The sequence below is a fragment of the Pseudomonas sediminis genome, assembly GCF_039555755.1.
In the GTDB taxonomy this organism is placed as follows: Bacteria; Pseudomonadota; Gammaproteobacteria; order Pseudomonadales; family Pseudomonadaceae; genus Aquipseudomonas; species Aquipseudomonas mendocina_D.
The window spans coordinates 3,366,134-3,382,245 of record NZ_CP154631.1; the positions used below are offsets into that span (position 1 = coordinate 3,366,134).

Genomic DNA, 16,112 nt, shown 5'->3' on the forward strand with positions numbered 1-16,112 from the left:
AGACGCGGATGGCTATTGCCCATATAGCGTAGCGCGGCGCGTGAGTGCCTGTCGCGTTACAGGTCTGTGGCAAAATAGCCGCATTCATTTGCGAGGGTTCCTCCATGCCCAGCTTGGTGCTGGATATTGCGTTATCGGCCGAACGATTGCAGGCCATCTATCGTGGCCAGGCCAACCGGATTATGGCGCAAAGCCGGGATGGGCGTCGCGTCAGTTTGCCGGCCCATCATTTGCGGCCGTATTTGACCCACGCCGGCATCTTTGGTTCCTTCGTGCTGGAATTCAATAGCTCCGGCGAGTTACTGAGCTTACGCCCTTTGGAGTGATCTGGCGCACTTGCCTCGCGCCGAAGCCGCCTGCGCGGCTATAATCGCCGGCTGCCAACCCTCTACCTGTCGAGCTGAGCCTGATCATGTACTCCCTGGCCCGCGAGCTGCTGTTCAAACTGTCCCCGGAAACTTCCCATGAGCTGTCCATCGATCTGATCGGTGCTGGTGGTCGGCTGGGGCTCAACGGCCTGCTGACCAAGGCGCCGGCCAGCCTGCCGGTAAACGTGATGGGTTTGCAGTTCGCCAATCCGGTCGGTCTGGCGGCGGGGTTGGACAAGAATGGCGATGCCATCGATGGTTTCGCCCAGTTGGGCTTCGGTTTCGTCGAGATCGGCACCGTGACCCCACGTCCGCAGCCGGGTAACCCCAAGCCACGCCTGTTTCGTTTGCCGGAAGCCGAGGCGGTGATCAATCGCATGGGCTTCAACAACCGTGGCGTCGATCATTTGCTCGAGCGGGTCAAGGCAGCGAAGTTCAAAGGTGTGCTGGGTATCAATATCGGCAAGAACTTCGATACGCCGGTCGAGCGGGCAGTGGATGATTACCTGGCTTGTCTGGACAAGGTCTATGCCCACGCCAGTTACGTCACGGTCAACGTGAGCTCACCCAATACGCCGGGGCTACGCAGTCTGCAGTTCGGTGATTCGTTGAAGGAGTTGCTCGAGGCGCTGCGTCGTCGTCAGGAAGATCTGGCTCAGGAGCACGGCAAGCGCGTGCCTCTGGCGATCAAGATTGCCCCGGACATGAGCGATGAAGAGACCGCGTTGGTGGCATCTGCGTTGCTGGGTGCCGATATGGATGCGGTGATCGCCACCAACACCACGCTCAGTCGTGAGGGTGTCGAAGGGCTGGCCCACGGGGATGAGGCAGGTGGTCTGTCGGGTGCCCCCGTACGTGACAAGAGCACGCATATCGTCAAGGTGCTGGCCGGTGAATTGTCGGGGCGTCTGCCGATCATCGCGGTTGGCGGTATTACCGAAGGCAAGCATGCGGCGGAGAAGATCGCTGCGGGTGCGAGTCTGGTCCAGATCTATTCGGGGTTCATCTACAAAGGACCGGCGCTGATTCGCGAGGCGGTTGATGCGATTGCCGCGCTGCGTAAATAAGCTGCGTAAATAAATAGGGCTCCCGAAGGAGCCCCTGGGCTTGCGCCCGCCGCCCGGAGGGGGTCGGCATGGTGAAGTCGGGTGTGTTCCTGATCAGCCGACAGCGTGAAGTTCGTTGAGTCGATGAATACCGGCCGTGCCGGTCAGCCCATCCCAGTTGTCACCACGGCCCTCACGCCAGCCATTGAGCCAGGCCTGACGAACCGAAGGTAGGGTGAAGGGGCAAAGTTCGCGGGATTTACCATTGATGCCGTACTGATAGCCGCGCAAAAAAGCTCTTTCTAACGGATCACGCTTAAGTCTTCTCATAGGGTGTTGCCCTCACTGTTGACTGTTATGTCCCGTTGGCCTTGTGGCAAGGCCGGGCAGAAATCTTCTGCCTGCGAAAGTCCGCTGCCGGCGTGGCGAACTCTCTGTGCCTTCGCCGTTGCAGCGAAAGCCCTAGGTAGTGTTCTAACGAATGCACCGAGGCCTGTGAATGATCGATTTGTCATAAGGGCGTAACCTAAATGCAGGTGAGGCCATAAGGACGCTGGAGATACGTCCAGCACCTTACAGCCAGACGCCGTCGTATCTGGCTATGCGAGCCGATACCGTCATTTTGCCAGTGCAAATGAGAGTGCTTGCTTATTCCGACGAAGGGTCGCGCTGTGACCTTTTGTCACTTATTTTGAGTCGAGGTGCGCCGCCGCACCTCTCTGATTGCCATAGGCAGTGGAACATCCATGTCTGATCGTTACGAAATCGTGCTGACCTGCCCCAAGGGGCTCGAAGGGCTGTTGCTGGAAGAGGCCAAGGCGCTGGGGCTGGAAGAAGCGCGCGAGCAAACGGCCGCGATCCGCGGCCACGCTGAAATCGAAGTGGCCTATCGGCTGTGCCTGTGGTCGCGCCTGGCCAACCGCGTGCTGTTGGTGCTGTCGCGTTTTGCCATGAACAACGCCGACGAGCTTTATGATGGCGTGCAGGCGATCGACTGGCGAGACCATCTTGAGCCGTCCGGCAGCCTGGCAGTGGAGTTCAGTGGCAACGGTTCAGGTATCGATAACACCCACTTCGGTGCACTCAAGGTCAAGGACGCGATTGTCGACCGGTTGCGTACCGCGGGCGGCGAGCGGCCCAGCATCGACAAGCTCAACCCGGACCTGCGCGTGCATCTGCGCCTGGACCGCGGTGAGGCGGTGCTTTCTCTGGACCTTTCCGGTCATAGCCTGCATCAGCGCGGTTATCGCCTGCAGCAAGGCGCTGCACCGTTGAAGGAGAACCTGGCTGCGGCGGTGTTGATCCGTGCCGGTTGGCCGCGCATTGCTGCTGAGGGTGGCGCCCTGGCTGACCCGATGTGCGGTGTGGGCACCTTCCTGGTGGAGGCGGCGTTGATGGCAGCCGATATCGCCCCTAACCTCAAACGTGAGCGCTGGGGCTTCTCCAACTGGCTCGGCCACGTGCCGGCAATCTGGAAGAAGCTGCACGCCGAAGCCGAGCAGCGCGCGGCAGCGGGTCTGGCCAAGCCGCCGTTGTGGATTCGTGGTTACGAAGCCGATCCGCGGCTGATCCAGCCTGGGCGCAACAACGTCGAGCGCGCCGGTCTGTCCGACTGGGTGAAAATCTATCAGGGCGAGCTGGGCAGTTTCGAGCCGCGCCCGGACCAGAATCAGAAGGGCCTGGTAATCAGCAACCCGCCTTATGGCGAGCGCCTGGGCGACGAAGCCAGCCTGTTGTATCTCTATCAGAACCTCGGTGAGCGCCTGCGCCAGGCCTGCCTGGGGTGGGAAGCGGCGGTTTTTACCGGCGCGCCCGAACTGGGCAAACGCATGGGCCTGCGCAGCCATAAGCAGTACGCGTTCTGGAACGGCGCACTGCCCTGCAAACTGTTGTTGATCAAGGTGCAGACCGAGCAGTTCGTTACCGGTGAGCGGCGTGCGCGCGAAGACGATCAAGAGCCAGCGCAGGATGCGCCGCAACAGGCGCGTCTGTCCGAAGGCGGGCAGATGTTCGCCAATCGTCTGCAGAAGAATCTCAAACAACTGGGTAAGTGGGCGCGCCGCGAAGGTGTCGAGTGCTATCGGCTGTACGATGCCGACATGCCCGAGTATGCCGTGGCAGTCGATCTGTACCGCGACTATGTACATGTTCAGGAATATGCCGCGCCCCGTTCGATCGACCCGGACAAGGCGCAGGCACGCCTGCTCGATGCCCTGGCGGCAATCCCGCAGGCGCTGGGCGTGGCGCAGAGTCGTGTGGTCATCAAGCGTCGTGAACGCCAGACAGGTACCAAGCAGTATCAGCGTCAGGCGGCGCAGGGCGAGTTCATGGAAGTGAACGAAGGCGGGGTCAAGCTGCTGGTCAACCTCACCGACTATCTGGATACCGGGCTGTTTCTCGATCACCGCCCGTTGCGCCTACGTCTGCAGCGTGAGGCGGCCGGCAAGCGGTTCCTCAACCTGTTCTGTTACACCGCGACGGCCACCGTGCACGCGGCCAAGGGCGGTGCGCGCAGCACCACCAGCGTCGATCTGTCAAAAACCTATCTGGACTGGGCGCGGCGTAATCTCGCGCTCAACGGTTTTTCCGACAAGCACCGTCTGGAGCAGGGTGACGTGATGGCCTGGCTGGGAGAGGACCGCGGTGAGTACGAGTTGATCTTCATCGACCCGCCGACCTTCTCCAACTCCAAGCGCATGGAAGGTGTATTCGATGTTCAGCGTGACCACGTCGAGCTGCTCGACCTGGCCATGGCGCGTCTGGCCCGTGGCGGCGTTCTGTACTTCTCCAACAACTTCCGCAAGTTCCAGCTGGATGAGAGCCTGGTGGCGCGCTATCAGGTCGAAGAAATCAGCGCGCAGACGCTGGACCCGGACTTCGCCCGCAACCCGAAGATCCACCGCGCCTGGCGTTTCACCGCCCGCTGATTACATCGCTAGGACACAATCCGGGGCCTGGTTCATGAAAACCCCCGGATTGCATCCGGGCGACGTGATCGTCAGCGCTTGGGTTGGCTGTAGGTGTCGAGCAGTACCTGATCGAGAATCGAGGTGGCGCCCCAGGGTTTCGGGTCGTTGAGGATGGCGACCACGGCCCAGTCCTGGCCGTTGCTGTCGCGGCTGAAGCCGGCGATGGCGCGCACGTTATTCAGGGTGCCGGTCTTGATGTGCGCCTCACCTACTAGCGGCGTGCGCTGCAGGCGTCGACGCATGGTGCCGTCCATTGCCACCAGCGGCATCGAGCTGCGGAACTCGGCAGCGTAAGGGCTGCGCCAGGCCGCCTGGAGTATCAGCGCCATTTCCCGTGCGCTGATGCGCTCGGCGCGCGACAGGCCGGAGCCATTCTCCATCACCAGATGCGGCGCGGTGATGCCCTTGCGTGCCAGCCAACTGCGGATCACTCGTTGCGCGGCCATGGAGTCGTCCTTGTCGGCTTCGGTACGGAACTGTGCGCCGATGCTGAGGAACAACTGCCGTGCCATGGTGTTGTTGCTGTACTTGTTGATGTCGCGGACGATCTCCACCACATCGGGCGAGAAGGCGCGTACCAGCATGCGGGCGTCTTCCGGGACGGGGCCCTGGCGGTCCTTGCCGAGGATCTTGCCGCCCAGTTCCTGCCAGATGCCGCGTACCGCGCCAGCTGCGTAGCTGGGGTGGTCGAGCAACGACAGGTAGGTCTGCGCGCTGCAGCCTTCGGCCAGTTGGCCACTGACGATCAGTGTGGTGCCGTCGAACTGATCCACTGCGTTATAGCGAATGTCGGGCCAGGATGGGCACTTTGCGGCCTTGAGCAGACGGACCTGGTTATCGATACGGATCGAGGCGATGGGCGGGTCCACGGCGATGCTCACCTTGCCGTCTTCGGCGCGGGTGATGAAACGTTGCGCCTTGAGGTTGACCAGCAGTGAGTCGGGTTTTACCAGGAACGGCTTGTTGGCGTCGCCGCCATCGTCGTTGAACGCCGGCAATTGCGGAGCGACGAAAAAGCTGCGATCGAGCACCAGGTCCCCTTGAACCTGGCGCACGCCATTGATGCGCAGGTCGCGCAGCAACAGCCAGAGCTTCTCCATGTTCAGTTTCGGGTCACCGCCACCCTTGAGGTAGAGGTTGCCATGCAGCACGCCATCCTTCAGCGGGCCGTCGGCATAGAACTCGGTCTTCCACTGATGGTTGGGGCCCAGCAATTCCAATGCTGCGTAAGTGGTCACCAGCTTCATGGTCGAGGCCGGGTTGACCGAAACATCGGCATTGAACTGCAGGCCGCCAGCCTGGCCGCCCAGAGGCACGGTCATCACCGACAGCGAGTTGTTGGAAATCTTGTTGGCCTTCAGGGCCTGCTCGACCTTGGCGGGGAGTGCGGCGCTGGCAGCGTGGCAGGACAAGGCGAGGGGGAGAAGCAGGGCGCTCAGCGCCAGTTGGCGAAACCGCTGGATCATCGACAAGAACCTTCCGCAGTCAGGCGGGAGTAACGAGGGAGCCAGACAAACGACAGTCCGACTCGGGGAAAAGTTGCCGGCATTATGCAGCAAGAACCGGCTTGCAGTCGGCCTCGTCTATTTAAAAACAGTCACTGCAAACAGCTGGCGTTCAATATGTTCGAGGGGCTGCTGGGCGACACAAAGCGGGCGCTCTGCCTGCGAAACTGCTAGAGTGCTGCGCGTTATTACCTTTGAGGATTGTTTCATGGCGACCAACCGTTCCCGCCGTCTGCGCAAGAAGCTCTGTGTCGATGAATTCCAGGAGCTGGGCTTCGAGCTGACCCTGAACTTCAAGGCTGACCTGAGCGATCAGACCCTCGACGATTTCGTCGATCAGTTCCTCGATCAGGCCATCGCAGGCAATGGTCTGGATTACGTCGGTGGCGAAGACTTCGGCCTGGTCTGCCTGGCCAAGCGTGGCTCGGTCAATGAAGAGCAGCGCGCTGCCGTCGAAGCCTGGCTGAAAGGCCGTGACGAACTGGAGAAGTTCGAGCTCAGCCCGCTGCAAGACGTCTGGTACCCGGAAAACCCGATCAACCAGGCTTGATCGCTACTCGGCGCCGGGTTCCCAGGCGCCGCCTCAGCTTTTGGCTGATCCAGGCCACGGCCTGATACCTGACTGCAGGAGCGGCTCTGCTCTCGAGTCGAAGCGTTGACCAACGTTTCGCGAGCAGAGCTCGCTCCTACAGCACTCCTGCCTTTTCCAAGACCATCTGTTCGTCCACCTGATCGATCTGGTCGGGCTGCATGAAACGTTCGGCGTAGCGCCGATAGATGCCAGCGCGAATGAACAGCGCGAACAGCTGCGGGTCGATGTGCGCGCCCTTGCACATGCCGACCATGATGTTCAGCGCCTCCGACAGCGTCTTGCCTTTCTTGTAGGGGCGATCCACCGCCGTCAGTGCTTCGAAGATATCGGCGATTGCCATCATGCGTGCCGGCAGGCTCATCTGTTCCCGCGTCAGACGTTTGGGATAGCCGCTGCCGTCCATCTTCTCGTGGTGCCCGCCGGCGATCTCGGTGACGTTCTGCAGATGCTTGGGGAAGGGCAGGCGGTCGAGCATCAGGATGGTCTGCACGATGTGATGATTGATGATGTAGCGCTCCTCGGCCGTCAACGTGCCGCGGGCGATGCTCAGGTTGTGCAACTCGCCGCGGTTGAACTTGTGCGGCGGCACTTCCAGCTTGAAGCCCCAGGGATTGTCCGGTGCGATCACCTCCTGGCCCACTCGCTCGATCAGGTGCTCGGGGCGGTCGGCGAGCAGCGGTTCATCCACCGGCAGGCTTGCAGGTGTCGAGCGTTTCAGGCGCTTGGCTTCCTCCCAGGACACGCCCAGGCGATTGTCCAGGGTGCGTAGCCAGCGGCGTTCGGCGATCTGCTGCAGGCGCGCCTGGTCGGCATCGGCCATGGCCTCGCCGCCCAGGTTGATGCGGGCGATGAAGGCGAACTCGTCGTCCAGATCGCTCAGCAACTGGTCGCGTAGCCTGGCCAGCTCCGCCTCCTCGCCACCTTCGGTGCGGGCACGCCAATAGGCGATCCAGGCATCGCGCTTGAGCACCTCGAAACGCATGCGCACTTCGTGAATGCGGTCGTACAGGGTTTCCAGTTTGGTCGCCTTGTCGACCACGTATTCCGGCGTGGTGACCTTGCCACAGTCATGCAGCCAGGCGGCGATATGCAGCGCCTCCCATTCTTCGTCGCTTGGGTTGTAATCACGAAACTCGGGGGCGTCGCTCTCGGCAGCGGCGCGCGCCAGCATCAGGGTGATTTCCGGTACGCGCTGACAGTGGCCGCCGGTATAGGGACTCTTGGCGTCGATAGCGCCGGCGATCAGCTGGATGAAGGCATCGAGCAACTGCTTCTGCCTGGCCAGCAGACGCTGGCTCTCGATGCACAGCGCGGCACTGCCTGAGACGGCATCTACGAAGGCGACACGGTCGGGGCTGAGCATGCTATCGCTGTTCTCGCCGGTGTCACGTTGCAGCAGCACCAGCACGCCGACGGTGTCGCCCTGACGGTTGTGCAGGCCGGCCGCGATCAGGTGCAGGCGCGGGCTGTCCATGGCCGACAGCAGCCCCTGGAATTTCCCCGCCTGATCGAAGCCGATGGAGGTGGCGATGCTGTTACCACCGCTGGCCGGGCGTTGTAACCAGGTGGGCAGGGTTGGGTCGTCATGGGCCAGGCCGTGGATGCCGAGGTCGGCGAGATTGCGGCTCTGACCGTCGAGGATCAGTCCATGGGGCTCCAGGCGTCCGCTGTGGTTGTCCAGCAGGTAGAGCAGGCCGCCCTGGGCCTCGCTGATGGAGACGGTAGCGTCCATCACGCGTTTGATCAGTGCTTCGAACTGGGTTTCCGCAGACAGGCTGGCGGCGATGTCGAGGAAGCTCGACAGAGTGTCCTTCATGCTGCTCATGGACACTGCCAACTGGTCGACTTCGAGAATCGGCGAGCGCCCGCTGGCCGGGTAGGCGAAGTCGAAGCGGCGGATGGCCTGCGCCTCCTGCACCAGGCTACGCAGCGGTTTGACCACCAGGCGCGAGGTCAGCCAGCCCAGGGGCAGGCACAGCAACAAGGTGGTGAGGGTGATCAGGGCACCCTGCCAGCGGATGCGGTAGGCCTCGGCCAGCAGTTCCCGCTCGGGGACCAGCAGCGCCAGATGCAAACCTTGCGGGCCGCCTTCCTGGATGTGCCGATGGGCCATGGCCCAGCGTTGCTTGGCCAGCTCGATGACGCCTTCGTCCTGTTCGTTCAACTGACCCGCCAGCAGTTCACCCAGGGCAGGGTTGAGCTCGCTGACCTTGACCAGCGATACCTTGCCGTCGACCTCCTTGAGCAGACGGCTGCTCTCGGGGTAGGCCACGGCGTTGCCATCGCTGTCAGCAAGCACCACCTGGGTGTTGGGGGTGACACGGTGGCTGGCCAGGGTAGCGGATAGATCATCCAGGGTCAGATCCGCGCCGATCACCGTGGTCAGGCCGCTGCGCCTGGCCAGGGTAGTGCCGATTTCCTGGGTGGAGAAGAACAGGTAGGGGGGGGGTGGTGATCTGCCCACCGTCGCCACGGGCGCGCTTGAACCACTCGCGTTGCCTCGGATCATAGGGTTCGCTGAGGTTCTGCCGGCGGCTGAGCGGGTTCAACGAGCCGTCATAGAACAGGTAGTCGCTCTCGGTACCGACGCTGCTGCGGTCGATGGCCCAGACCTGGTAGGCGGCTTTGTCCGGCACGTCGAAGCGTTGCTTGAGCATCTCGCTGCGCAGCGGTCTGACCATGAAGAAATCACCATCTTCATAACCCAGGTAGATCGAGGCCAGCTTGGGGTTGTCGCGCAGGGCCTGGACGAACAGCGGCAGCATTTCCAGGCGTTCGTCCAGCGTATCGGCCTGAGTGGCAGGGTGCAGCGCCAGCAGGCTGAGCAGATGGCGTATCGGTCGGTAGGTGCTATCCAGATCCTTCTGCACGTCGTGCTGGATGCGCTCGAACAGGGTCGAGCTGCTGGAGAAGATCAGTTGGCTGGTCTGCTGATAGTTGAATAGCCCCAGTACCACGCCGGTGAACAGCAGCAGCAAGGTGACCAGGACGCTGATGTGAACATGCAGGGGAAAACGGCGTTCGCGCGCAACCGCTGTATTGGCCATCACACTTCACTCCTTGCTGGCGCTGCAGGCTCCAACAGCATAGTGAAGTGTGGGCGAATCTGCCTAATCGTTATAAAGGCTGTTGCGAACTCTCTTCGGGCTTGCCCGGTTTGTTCAGTTGCAGGCGCAGGCCATGCACCAGCAAGGCGATGGTCAGGGTCAGGGCGACGCCGATCAGTGCGTTGAGCAGGCGAACCTCGGCAAGGTGCCAGTCATGCGACAGGCTCTCGGCCAGGAGCACGAAGCAGAGGCTGGTCTGCAGCACGAACAGGCCGTAGTGATTGGCCTGCAGTGCACGGCTGAGAAACACCAGCGCCAGCAGGGTCATCACCATCATCGGTGGGCTCTGCAGGCTGTGGCCGAAGATGATCAGTAGGCCGGCGGCGGCGAGGCTGGCCAGGCTGGCCTGCAGGGCGCGCACCAGGCTGCCCTGGAATTCCAGTTGCAGCGTGCTGATGACGGTCAGGGTCAACCAATAGCCGCGCGACAGACCGGCCAGGTTGACGATCAGCCCCGAGGCGGCGAAAGCCAGCATGCAGGCCAGGGCGTGCAGGCGCCACTGTTGGCGCGGTAGGCGCTGCGCGTGGCGCTTGAGTACTTTGAGAATGGCGAGAAAGCGCGGCATGTACGGCCACATGCGCAGACCATGCAGGCCGCGCAGGCCGAAGGCCAGCAGCATGACCCAGAGCCCGCCGAGGATGAACAGCGTGGCCACTGCGTAGGGGTTGTGCAGATTGCCGATGCCGAATTGTCCCTGGCCGAGGCACAGGCAGATGCACAGACCGATACCCAGCTTGCCGGCTTCGCTGCCGAAGCGTTGCAGCCAGGCCAGCAGCAGGCCGAAAGCAGCGAAAATGCCCAGGCTGATCAGCGGGTGGCTGGCGGCCCAGAAACCCAGGCCGGCGCTGCAGGCACCGAGGCCAGTGAGCAGCAGCATGCGCAGCATGCCGAAGCGGTGCAGCGGGTTGGCCTGGGCGGCCTGAAAAGCGCCTGCCGAGGCCCAGAGAAAACCACTGTGAGCAGTGAACAGGCCGAGCACCAGCGGCAGGGCGCAGCCCAGCACCGCGACCACGGCAGGGCCCCAGGCCGGCGGGCCGGCATGCCAGGTGAAACTGTTGCGAATCAGGTTCTTCATGAGCTGTTTTCGTCAGATCGGGCTCGAACGGCCGGTCATCTCCCTCGCCATTTCCGTAGCGTAGCTGTCCGTCATGCCGGCGATGAAATCGATCACCCGCATGAACGAGCGATACAGCGACCAGCCGGGTTCAGGCGCGTAGTAGCTGAGCAGGTCGAGGATGCGCCGGTGCTTGAACGAGAGCGCACGCCCACTGTGCAGCTCCAGTGCTGCACCGCAGAAGGCGTTGAGGAGGATTTCCAGCGTGGTGTAGGCGCCGATTTCATGCAGCGTCTTGCGCTTGTCGTGGAAGATCTTCTCGCGCGCCAGGGATTTCGCGCTCTGCACGCAGTGCTTAGCCGCGCCGTGCATGTGTTCGACCAGATCGCCCTGCAGGCCACCACCCAGCAGGGCGTGCTGTTGCTCGACGAAGGCGCCGGCCGCGGCGTTGGTCAGGTGTTCGATGGCCTTGCCGCGCAGGATCGCCAGCTTGCGTCGGCGTGAGTCCTTGGGGCCGAGCTGGCGATAGGTTTCCGGCAGATCATCGCCCACCAGGTCGAGCAGCAATGCCTCCACTTCGGTGTAGTCGAGCAGTTCCATCTCCACGCCGTCTTCCAGGTCGATCAGGCCGTAGCAGATGTCGTCCGCGGCCTCCATCAGGTAGACCAGCGGGTGGCGTGCCCAGCGCTGCGCCTCCAGTTGCGGCAGCTCGAGCTTGGCGGCGATCTGTTCGAGCAACGGCAGCTCGCTCTGGTAGCAGCCGAATTTGTGCTTCTTGTAGCCCTGAGCGTCGGCATGGCGAGCGGTCCAGGGGTATTTGAGGTAGGTGCCGAGGGTGGCGTAGGTCAGCCGTGTGCCGCCATCGAACTGGTGGTATTCCAGTTGGGTGAGCACGCGAAAACCCTGGGCGTTGCCTTCGAAATTGAGAAAGTCGCCGCGTTCGGCATCGCTCATCGCGTCCAGCCAACCGCGCCCGGCGGCCTGCTGAAACCAGTGGCGAATGGCGTCCTCGCCGGAGTGGCCGAACGGTGGGTTGCCGATATCGTGGGCCAGGCAGGCGGACTGTACGACCATGCCCAGATCGCTCGGTGTGCACCAGTTGGGCAGGTCGTCACGCAACATCTCACCGACGCGCATGGCCAGTGAGCGGCCGACGCAGCTGACTTCCAGCGAGTGGGTCAGGCGGGTGTGGATATGGTCGTTGCTCGAAACCGGATGCACCTGCGTCTTGCGTCCCAGGCGGCGAAAGGCGCCGGAGAAGATGATGCGGTCATGATCCTTGTGGAAGGGACTGCGGCCTAGCTCTGCCGAGCTGGGCGCAGGTTTACCGAGACGTTCACGGGTGAGCAGGGTGTGCCAATCCAAGGCCTATCCTCGCCAGGTTGATCCGGGCCCCTAGCTTGGGTGTTCATGCCGCCGGCTGCAACCCCGGTTGGTTACAGGCCGGCGGCGTCGATATCCACCAGCAGCAGTCGACGGCCGTTATCGATGAACTGGCCGGCGGTCAGGCAGTATTGGTTGGTGGTGGCGTCGCGGTAGGTGGTGGAGAGCGTCAGGCGCCGTTCTTCCCAGCCTTCGGCCAGCAGTTGATAGAAGTAGGGGCGCCAAGACCAGTTGTGGCCGAGGTAACGATCATCAGCCTGCCAAGCCCCTTGGCGCCATTCCAGGTTTGGCGTGAGCTGGGTGCCGTGGCGGTCGCACTGATAGATGCGCAACAGCCAGGGATAGTTGTCCGGTGCTTTCAGGCTCGTTGTCGGGGCACCGCTTTCGGCCCAGAACCTCAGTTCGGACATCAGCTCGGCCAGTTGCTGGCGCAGGTTGACCAGGCGTGCGCGCTCGGCGAGTTTCTGTTGCACGTAGTTGTCACGCAGGCGCGCGAAGCGGCCGACGAAGGCATCGCTGGCGAATAGCTCCTCTTCCGGCTTGGCGAACAAGAACCCCTGCACATAGCGGGCGCCGCATTCCAGGGCGAAGTTCAGCTCGGCTTCGGTTTCCACGCCTTCGGCGATGATCCAGCAGCCGGTTTTTTCAGCCATTTGTGCCAGCGCCTTGACCACTTCGCCGCTGGGGCCGCCACGGGCGGCTTCCTGAAAGAGGCGCATATCTAGCTTGAGGATGTCCGGTTGCAAAGCCAGCACGCGGTCGAGCTGTGAGTAGCCAGCGCCGAAATCGTCGATGGCGATGCGTGCACCGGCGTCGCGGTAGCGCGACACCACGTCAGGCAGGCGTTGGCTGGCGCCACCGAGTTCGGTGATCTCGAAAACGATGCGCGTCGGGTCGATACCGCTGCGTTGTAGTTGGATCAAGCTGGGCAGAGGTTGCGCCGGGCGCAAGCGGCTGATCCAGCGTGGCGAAATATTCAGGCTCAGGAACCAGTCCGCCGGGGCTTGATGAAAGCGCTGCAGGGCATCTTCGCGGACCTGTCGGTCAAGGCGGCGCAGGGCGGCGGGTGGGGTTTTCGGGTCGGCGAAAAGCGGCCCGGCCGAGCGCGCCTGGCCTTTGTCATCGCGCAGCCGAGCCAGCGCCTCGACACCGGCGATACGACCGGTGGCGGTGTCGATAAAGGGTTGGAAGACGGCAAAAGGCAGTCCGTCGATCACCTGGTTTGTCCTTAGCGCTGAGCGGTTGAGCCGCCTGATGGCGGTTGGGTTACTCAACCAAGCAAGATCGCGGCCAGGCCAGGTCTAGACCAATCGGCGTTTCAGTCGATACCGCTTTGCCGACGTCGAAGTAGTGGCGCAATGATCAATGCCAGGCGCAACCAGCGACGCCAACCGCGTTTACCACCGAGCAGTCCGGCCAGTGCCAATGCGCCGCCAGTGAGCAAAAAGGGTGCATTACCCTGGCGCAGGCGTTGGCCATACTCGCGTACCTGCTTGAGTGGTTGACTGATTTGCAGCACTTCATGGCGCAGTTCCTGGCGGTGCATCTCCAGGCGCATGCGCAGCACGGCTTTACGCAACTGACGGCGCGAGGCGCCTGGTGGCAAGTTGGACGTCATGGCAACAGTTGCTCGCGGTCACGTTGCAGTTCTTCAAGGCTGGCGCTGAACGGTGCTTCGGCGTTGCGCAGACTGATCAGCAGCCAGGTGGCACACCCTACCAGGCCAGCACCGTAGAACAGGCAAAGACCCGTGGCGACTGCCAGACGGTGACTGTCCCAGTAGACGATCAGCAGCAATGCCGACAGACCTATCAGCAGGAGCAGGGCGAAGGCCAGGCACAGGCCGCCGAGAACCAGCGCGCGCAGTGCCTGGTTGCGTTGGTCTTCGAGTTCATGGGCCAGCAGCGCCACATGGCCCTGGAGGAGGCCCAGTAGGGCCGCCCCCAGGCGCCGTGGCGATGGTCCATTGGACATTGGCGCTGTCAACGGCGGCTGATCAGCAGGCCGAGCACCAGGCCAATAGCGGCCGACAAACCCAGTGCCTGCCATGGGTGCTTGTGCACATAGTCTTCAGTGGCGTCGACGGCGATCTTGCCCTGCTCGCGCAGGCCAGACTCGGCTTTGTGCAGGGCGTCTCGGGCACGATCGAGGCTGCCACGAATGTCATCACGCAGGGCCTCGGCGTGTTCGCCGGCGAGACTGGCGGAATGTTGCAGGAGCTTCTCGGTATCGCTGACCAGAGCCTGGAATTCATCCAGCAGGGCGTCCTTGGTGCTTGGAGTAGCGGCTTTGCGGGGCATGGTGAGCAGTCCTCTGCGTTGGTATGTGCTACTTACGATTGCTCTGCAGCGTGAGGGTTCCGCAAGAATAGTCGGGAAGTGACCGGCCTGGCGTTTGGTATAGCGATTGCATTTTGCTGGTGCGCGAAGGTCGAGAAATGCCCTGCGATGGGGCTTTTCGGGGCGGCTCAGGATGGTCCATTTCGCGCATAACCATTTGATTAACAAGAAATAAGCATCGATATGTCGACATTTGGTGGCGCTATTTTAGGGCCACTCGACGGCACTTTTCGAGGGCGCCCCACTGTGTCTGGCTGCATTGTGGTGCGCGTTTCCGGGTTTGTGCCTTTGTTTGGTGCCTTTTCATCTGCCTCCGGAGTTTTCTTTCTCGATGGAAAACATCAACAGTGCCGTGGCCACGCTGATCCACGGCTCCAATACCCTGTTCATCCTGCTGGGTGCCATCATGGTTCTGGCCATGCATGCCGGCTTTGCCTTTCTCGAAGTGGGAACGGTACGGCAGAAAAACCAGGTCAACGCGTTATCGAAGATTCTCTCGGATTTCGCTATTTCCGCCCTGGCATATTTCTTCATCGGCTACTGGATCGCCTACGGCATCAATTTCTTCGAGCCGGCTGCCGTGCTGACGGAGAATCATGGCTACGGTCTGGTGAAGTTCTTCTTCCTGCTGACCTTCGCCGCGGCGATTCCGGCAATCATCTCCGGTGGTATTGCCGAGCGTGCCAAGTTCGGCCCGCAGCTGTGCGCCACGGCATTGATCGTGGCCTTCGTCTACCCCTTCTTCGAAGGCATGATCTGGAACGGCAACTATGGCTTCCAGGCCTGGCTCGAGGCTCGCTTCGGTGCAGGCTTCCATGACTTCGCCGGTTCGGTGGTGGTGCATGCCATGGGCGGTTGGTTGGCCTTCGGCGCCGTGCTGTTGCTGGGGCGCCGCAACGGGCGTTATCGCGACGGCAAGCTGGTGGCCATGGCGCCCTCGAACATTCCGTTCCTGGCGCTGGGCTCGTGGATCCTGATCATCGGCTGGTTCGGCTTCAACGTGATGAGCGCGCAGACGCTCGAAGGCGTCAGTGGCCTGGTGGCGGTCAACTCGCTGATGGCCATGGTTGGCGGTACCGTCGCCGCGCTGCTGGTAGGGCGCAACGACCCTGGCTTCCTGCATAACGGCCCGCTGGCTGGCCTGGTCGCGATTTGCGCCGGCTCGGACCTGATGCATCCGATTGGTGCTCTGGTCACTGGCGCGATTGCCGGTGCATTGTTCGTCTGGGCATTCACCGCGACGCAGGTGAAGTGGAAGATCGACGATGTGCTCGGTGTCTGGCCGCTGCATGGCCTGTGCGGTATCTGGGGCGGCATCGCCTGTGGCATCTTCGGCCTCAAGGCATTCGGCGGCCTGGGTGGCGTGAGCCTGGCCAGCCAGGTGATCGGCACTGCGTTGGGGGTGGTGGTCGCTCTGATCGGTGGCTTCGCGGTGTATGGCCTGCTCAAGGCGTCGCTGGGTATTCGCCTGAGTCAGGAAGAGGAATACAACGGTGCTGACCTGTCGATTCACAAGATCGGTGCGGTGAGTCAGGACTGAGAGGCCAGGGCAGGCGTTGTTTGCCAGCGTTTACGGCGGGCAATAAAAAACCGGGCAATGGCCCTAGCCGTTGGGGAAATCTGTTGAAAGATTCCCCGATGGCCTGCGGTTACGGGTCCTATAAGCAAAAATCCCCAGCCGAGATATTTTCTGCTGGGGACTTCTGCTTTTTGGCTTTCAGATCATGACGTTAACGGTCTGCATCAACA

General features: G+C 62.2%; 13 protein-coding genes and 1 pseudogene. 5 read left to right on the forward strand and 9 right to left on the reverse strand.

Going from position 1 to position 16,112, the window contains the following annotated elements; all coding sequences use genetic code 11:
* Positions 1 to 104 precede the first annotated feature (104 nt).
* Together AAEQ75_RS15805 and AAEQ75_RS15810 are read left to right on the forward strand one after the other, a co-directional pair.
* A complete protein-coding gene (locus AAEQ75_RS15805; RefSeq protein ID WP_125874293.1) occupies positions 105 to 326 on the forward strand; it encodes a DUF2835 domain-containing protein in 222 nt (73 codons plus the stop codon).
* A gap of 86 nt (positions 327 to 412) precedes the next feature.
* The gene (locus AAEQ75_RS15810) at positions 413 to 1,435 is read left to right on the forward strand and encodes a quinone-dependent dihydroorotate dehydrogenase (protein ID WP_143505274.1); all 1,023 of its coding nucleotides are present in this window, start codon (positions 413 to 415) and stop codon (positions 1,433 to 1,435) included.
* 93 nt (positions 1,436 to 1,528) lie between these two features.
* Here AAEQ75_RS15810 and rmf read toward each other — a convergent pair whose 3' ends face one another.
* Positions 1,529 to 1,744 carry a ribosome modulation factor gene (gene rmf, locus AAEQ75_RS15815; protein ID WP_003244273.1) on the reverse strand — a complete coding sequence of 72 codons (216 nt, stop codon included), beginning with the start codon at positions 1,742 to 1,744 and terminating at the stop codon, positions 1,529 to 1,531.
* 416 nt (positions 1,745 to 2,160) lie between these two features.
* Between rmf and rlmKL the strand changes: the two genes are divergently transcribed.
* Entirely contained in the window at positions 2,161 to 4,341 is a 2,181-nt protein-coding gene (rlmKL, locus tag AAEQ75_RS15820) for a bifunctional 23S rRNA (guanine(2069)-N(7))-methyltransferase RlmK/23S rRNA (guanine(2445)-N(2))-methyltransferase RlmL (protein WP_316915826.1), read from the forward strand.
* A 71-nt stretch (positions 4,342 to 4,412) separates the two neighbouring features.
* Here the strand turns inward: rlmKL and dacB are convergent, their stop codons facing one another.
* Positions 4,413 to 5,849: a D-alanyl-D-alanine carboxypeptidase/D-alanyl-D-alanine endopeptidase gene (gene dacB / locus AAEQ75_RS15825; protein ID WP_343349673.1), complete on the reverse strand. Its 1,437-nt coding sequence runs from the start codon at positions 5,847 to 5,849 to the stop codon at positions 4,413 to 4,415.
* Between the two features lie 247 nt (positions 5,850 to 6,096).
* Between dacB and AAEQ75_RS15830 the strand changes: the two genes are divergently transcribed.
* Positions 6,097 to 6,438 (forward strand): YggL family protein, encoded by a 342-nt coding sequence (locus tag AAEQ75_RS15830; protein WP_045735171.1) that lies wholly within the window; start codon positions 6,097 to 6,099, stop codon positions 6,436 to 6,438.
* A 136-nt stretch (positions 6,439 to 6,574) separates the two neighbouring features.
* Here the strand turns inward: AAEQ75_RS15830 and AAEQ75_RS15835 are convergent.
* From AAEQ75_RS15835 to AAEQ75_RS15865, 7 genes and pseudogenes are all read right to left on the reverse strand, one after another.
* Positions 6,575 to 9,527: pseudogene (locus tag AAEQ75_RS15835) on the reverse strand (HD domain-containing phosphohydrolase).
* A 70-nt stretch (positions 9,528 to 9,597) separates the two neighbouring features.
* Positions 9,598 to 10,662: an FUSC family protein gene (locus AAEQ75_RS15840; protein WP_343349674.1), complete on the reverse strand. Its 1,065-nt coding sequence runs from the start codon at positions 10,660 to 10,662 to the stop codon at positions 9,598 to 9,600.
* A 12-nt stretch (positions 10,663 to 10,674) separates the two neighbouring features.
* Complete coding sequence (locus tag AAEQ75_RS15845) at positions 10,675 to 12,006, reverse strand: deoxyguanosinetriphosphate triphosphohydrolase (protein WP_343349675.1); 1,332 nt, start codon at positions 12,004 to 12,006, stop codon at positions 10,675 to 10,677.
* A gap of 71 nt (positions 12,007 to 12,077) precedes the next feature.
* Positions 12,078 to 13,241, reverse strand: a complete 1,164-nt coding sequence (locus tag AAEQ75_RS15850) for an EAL domain-containing protein (RefSeq protein WP_343349676.1) — start codon at positions 13,239 to 13,241, stop codon at positions 12,078 to 12,080.
* Positions 13,242 to 13,342: 101 nt separating this feature from the next.
* Complete coding sequence (locus AAEQ75_RS15855) at positions 13,343 to 13,642, reverse strand: hypothetical protein (RefSeq protein ID WP_143505289.1); 300 nt, start codon at positions 13,640 to 13,642, stop codon at positions 13,343 to 13,345.
* Positions 13,639 to 13,998 carry a phage holin family protein gene (locus tag AAEQ75_RS15860; RefSeq protein WP_179576974.1) on the reverse strand — a complete coding sequence of 120 codons (360 nt, stop codon included), beginning with the start codon at positions 13,996 to 13,998 and terminating at the stop codon, positions 13,639 to 13,641. Before AAEQ75_RS15860 ends, AAEQ75_RS15855 begins: the two co-directional genes overlap by 4 nt.
* An 8-nt stretch (positions 13,999 to 14,006) precedes the next feature.
* The gene (locus AAEQ75_RS15865) at positions 14,007 to 14,324 is read right to left on the reverse strand and encodes a DUF883 family protein (protein ID WP_106735004.1); all 318 of its coding nucleotides are present in this window, start codon (positions 14,322 to 14,324) and stop codon (positions 14,007 to 14,009) included.
* 370 nt (positions 14,325 to 14,694) lie between these two features.
* Here AAEQ75_RS15865 and AAEQ75_RS15870 point away from each other — a divergent pair, with 370 nt between their 5' ends.
* Positions 14,695 to 15,903: an ammonium transporter gene (locus tag AAEQ75_RS15870; protein ID WP_343349677.1), complete on the forward strand. Its 1,209-nt coding sequence runs from the start codon at positions 14,695 to 14,697 to the stop codon at positions 15,901 to 15,903.
* Positions 15,904 to 16,112: the final 209 nt, after the last annotated feature.

Bases quoted from the DNA above. Each gene is read 5' to 3' on its own strand.
- AAEQ75_RS15870 (WP_343349677.1), top strand. From the start codon at position 14,695: ATGGAAAACATCAACAGTGCCGTGGCCACGCTGATCCACGGCTCCAAT.
- rmf (WP_003244273.1), bottom strand. From the start codon at position 1,744: ATGAGAAGACTTAAGCGTGATCCGTTAGAAAGAGCTTTTTTGCGCGGC.
- AAEQ75_RS15860 (WP_179576974.1), bottom strand. From the start codon at position 13,998: ATGTCCAATGGACCATCGCCACGGCGCCTGGGGGCGGCCCTACTGGGC.
- dacB (WP_343349673.1), bottom strand. From the start codon at position 5,849: ATGATCCAGCGGTTTCGCCAACTGGCGCTGAGCGCCCTGCTTCTCCCC.
- AAEQ75_RS15810 (WP_143505274.1), top strand. From the start codon at position 413: ATGTACTCCCTGGCCCGCGAGCTGCTGTTCAAACTGTCCCCGGAAACT.
- rlmKL (WP_316915826.1), top strand. From the start codon at position 2,161: ATGTCTGATCGTTACGAAATCGTGCTGACCTGCCCCAAGGGGCTCGAA.
- AAEQ75_RS15830 (WP_045735171.1), top strand. From the start codon at position 6,097: ATGGCGACCAACCGTTCCCGCCGTCTGCGCAAGAAGCTCTGTGTCGAT.
- AAEQ75_RS15805 (WP_125874293.1), top strand. From the start codon at position 105: ATGCCCAGCTTGGTGCTGGATATTGCGTTATCGGCCGAACGATTGCAG.
- AAEQ75_RS15840 (WP_343349674.1), bottom strand. From the start codon at position 10,662: ATGAAGAACCTGATTCGCAACAGTTTCACCTGGCATGCCGGCCCGCCG.
- AAEQ75_RS15855 (WP_143505289.1), bottom strand. From the start codon at position 13,642: ATGACGTCCAACTTGCCACCAGGCGCCTCGCGCCGTCAGTTGCGTAAA.
- AAEQ75_RS15865 (WP_106735004.1), bottom strand. From the start codon at position 14,324: ATGCCCCGCAAAGCCGCTACTCCAAGCACCAAGGACGCCCTGCTGGAT.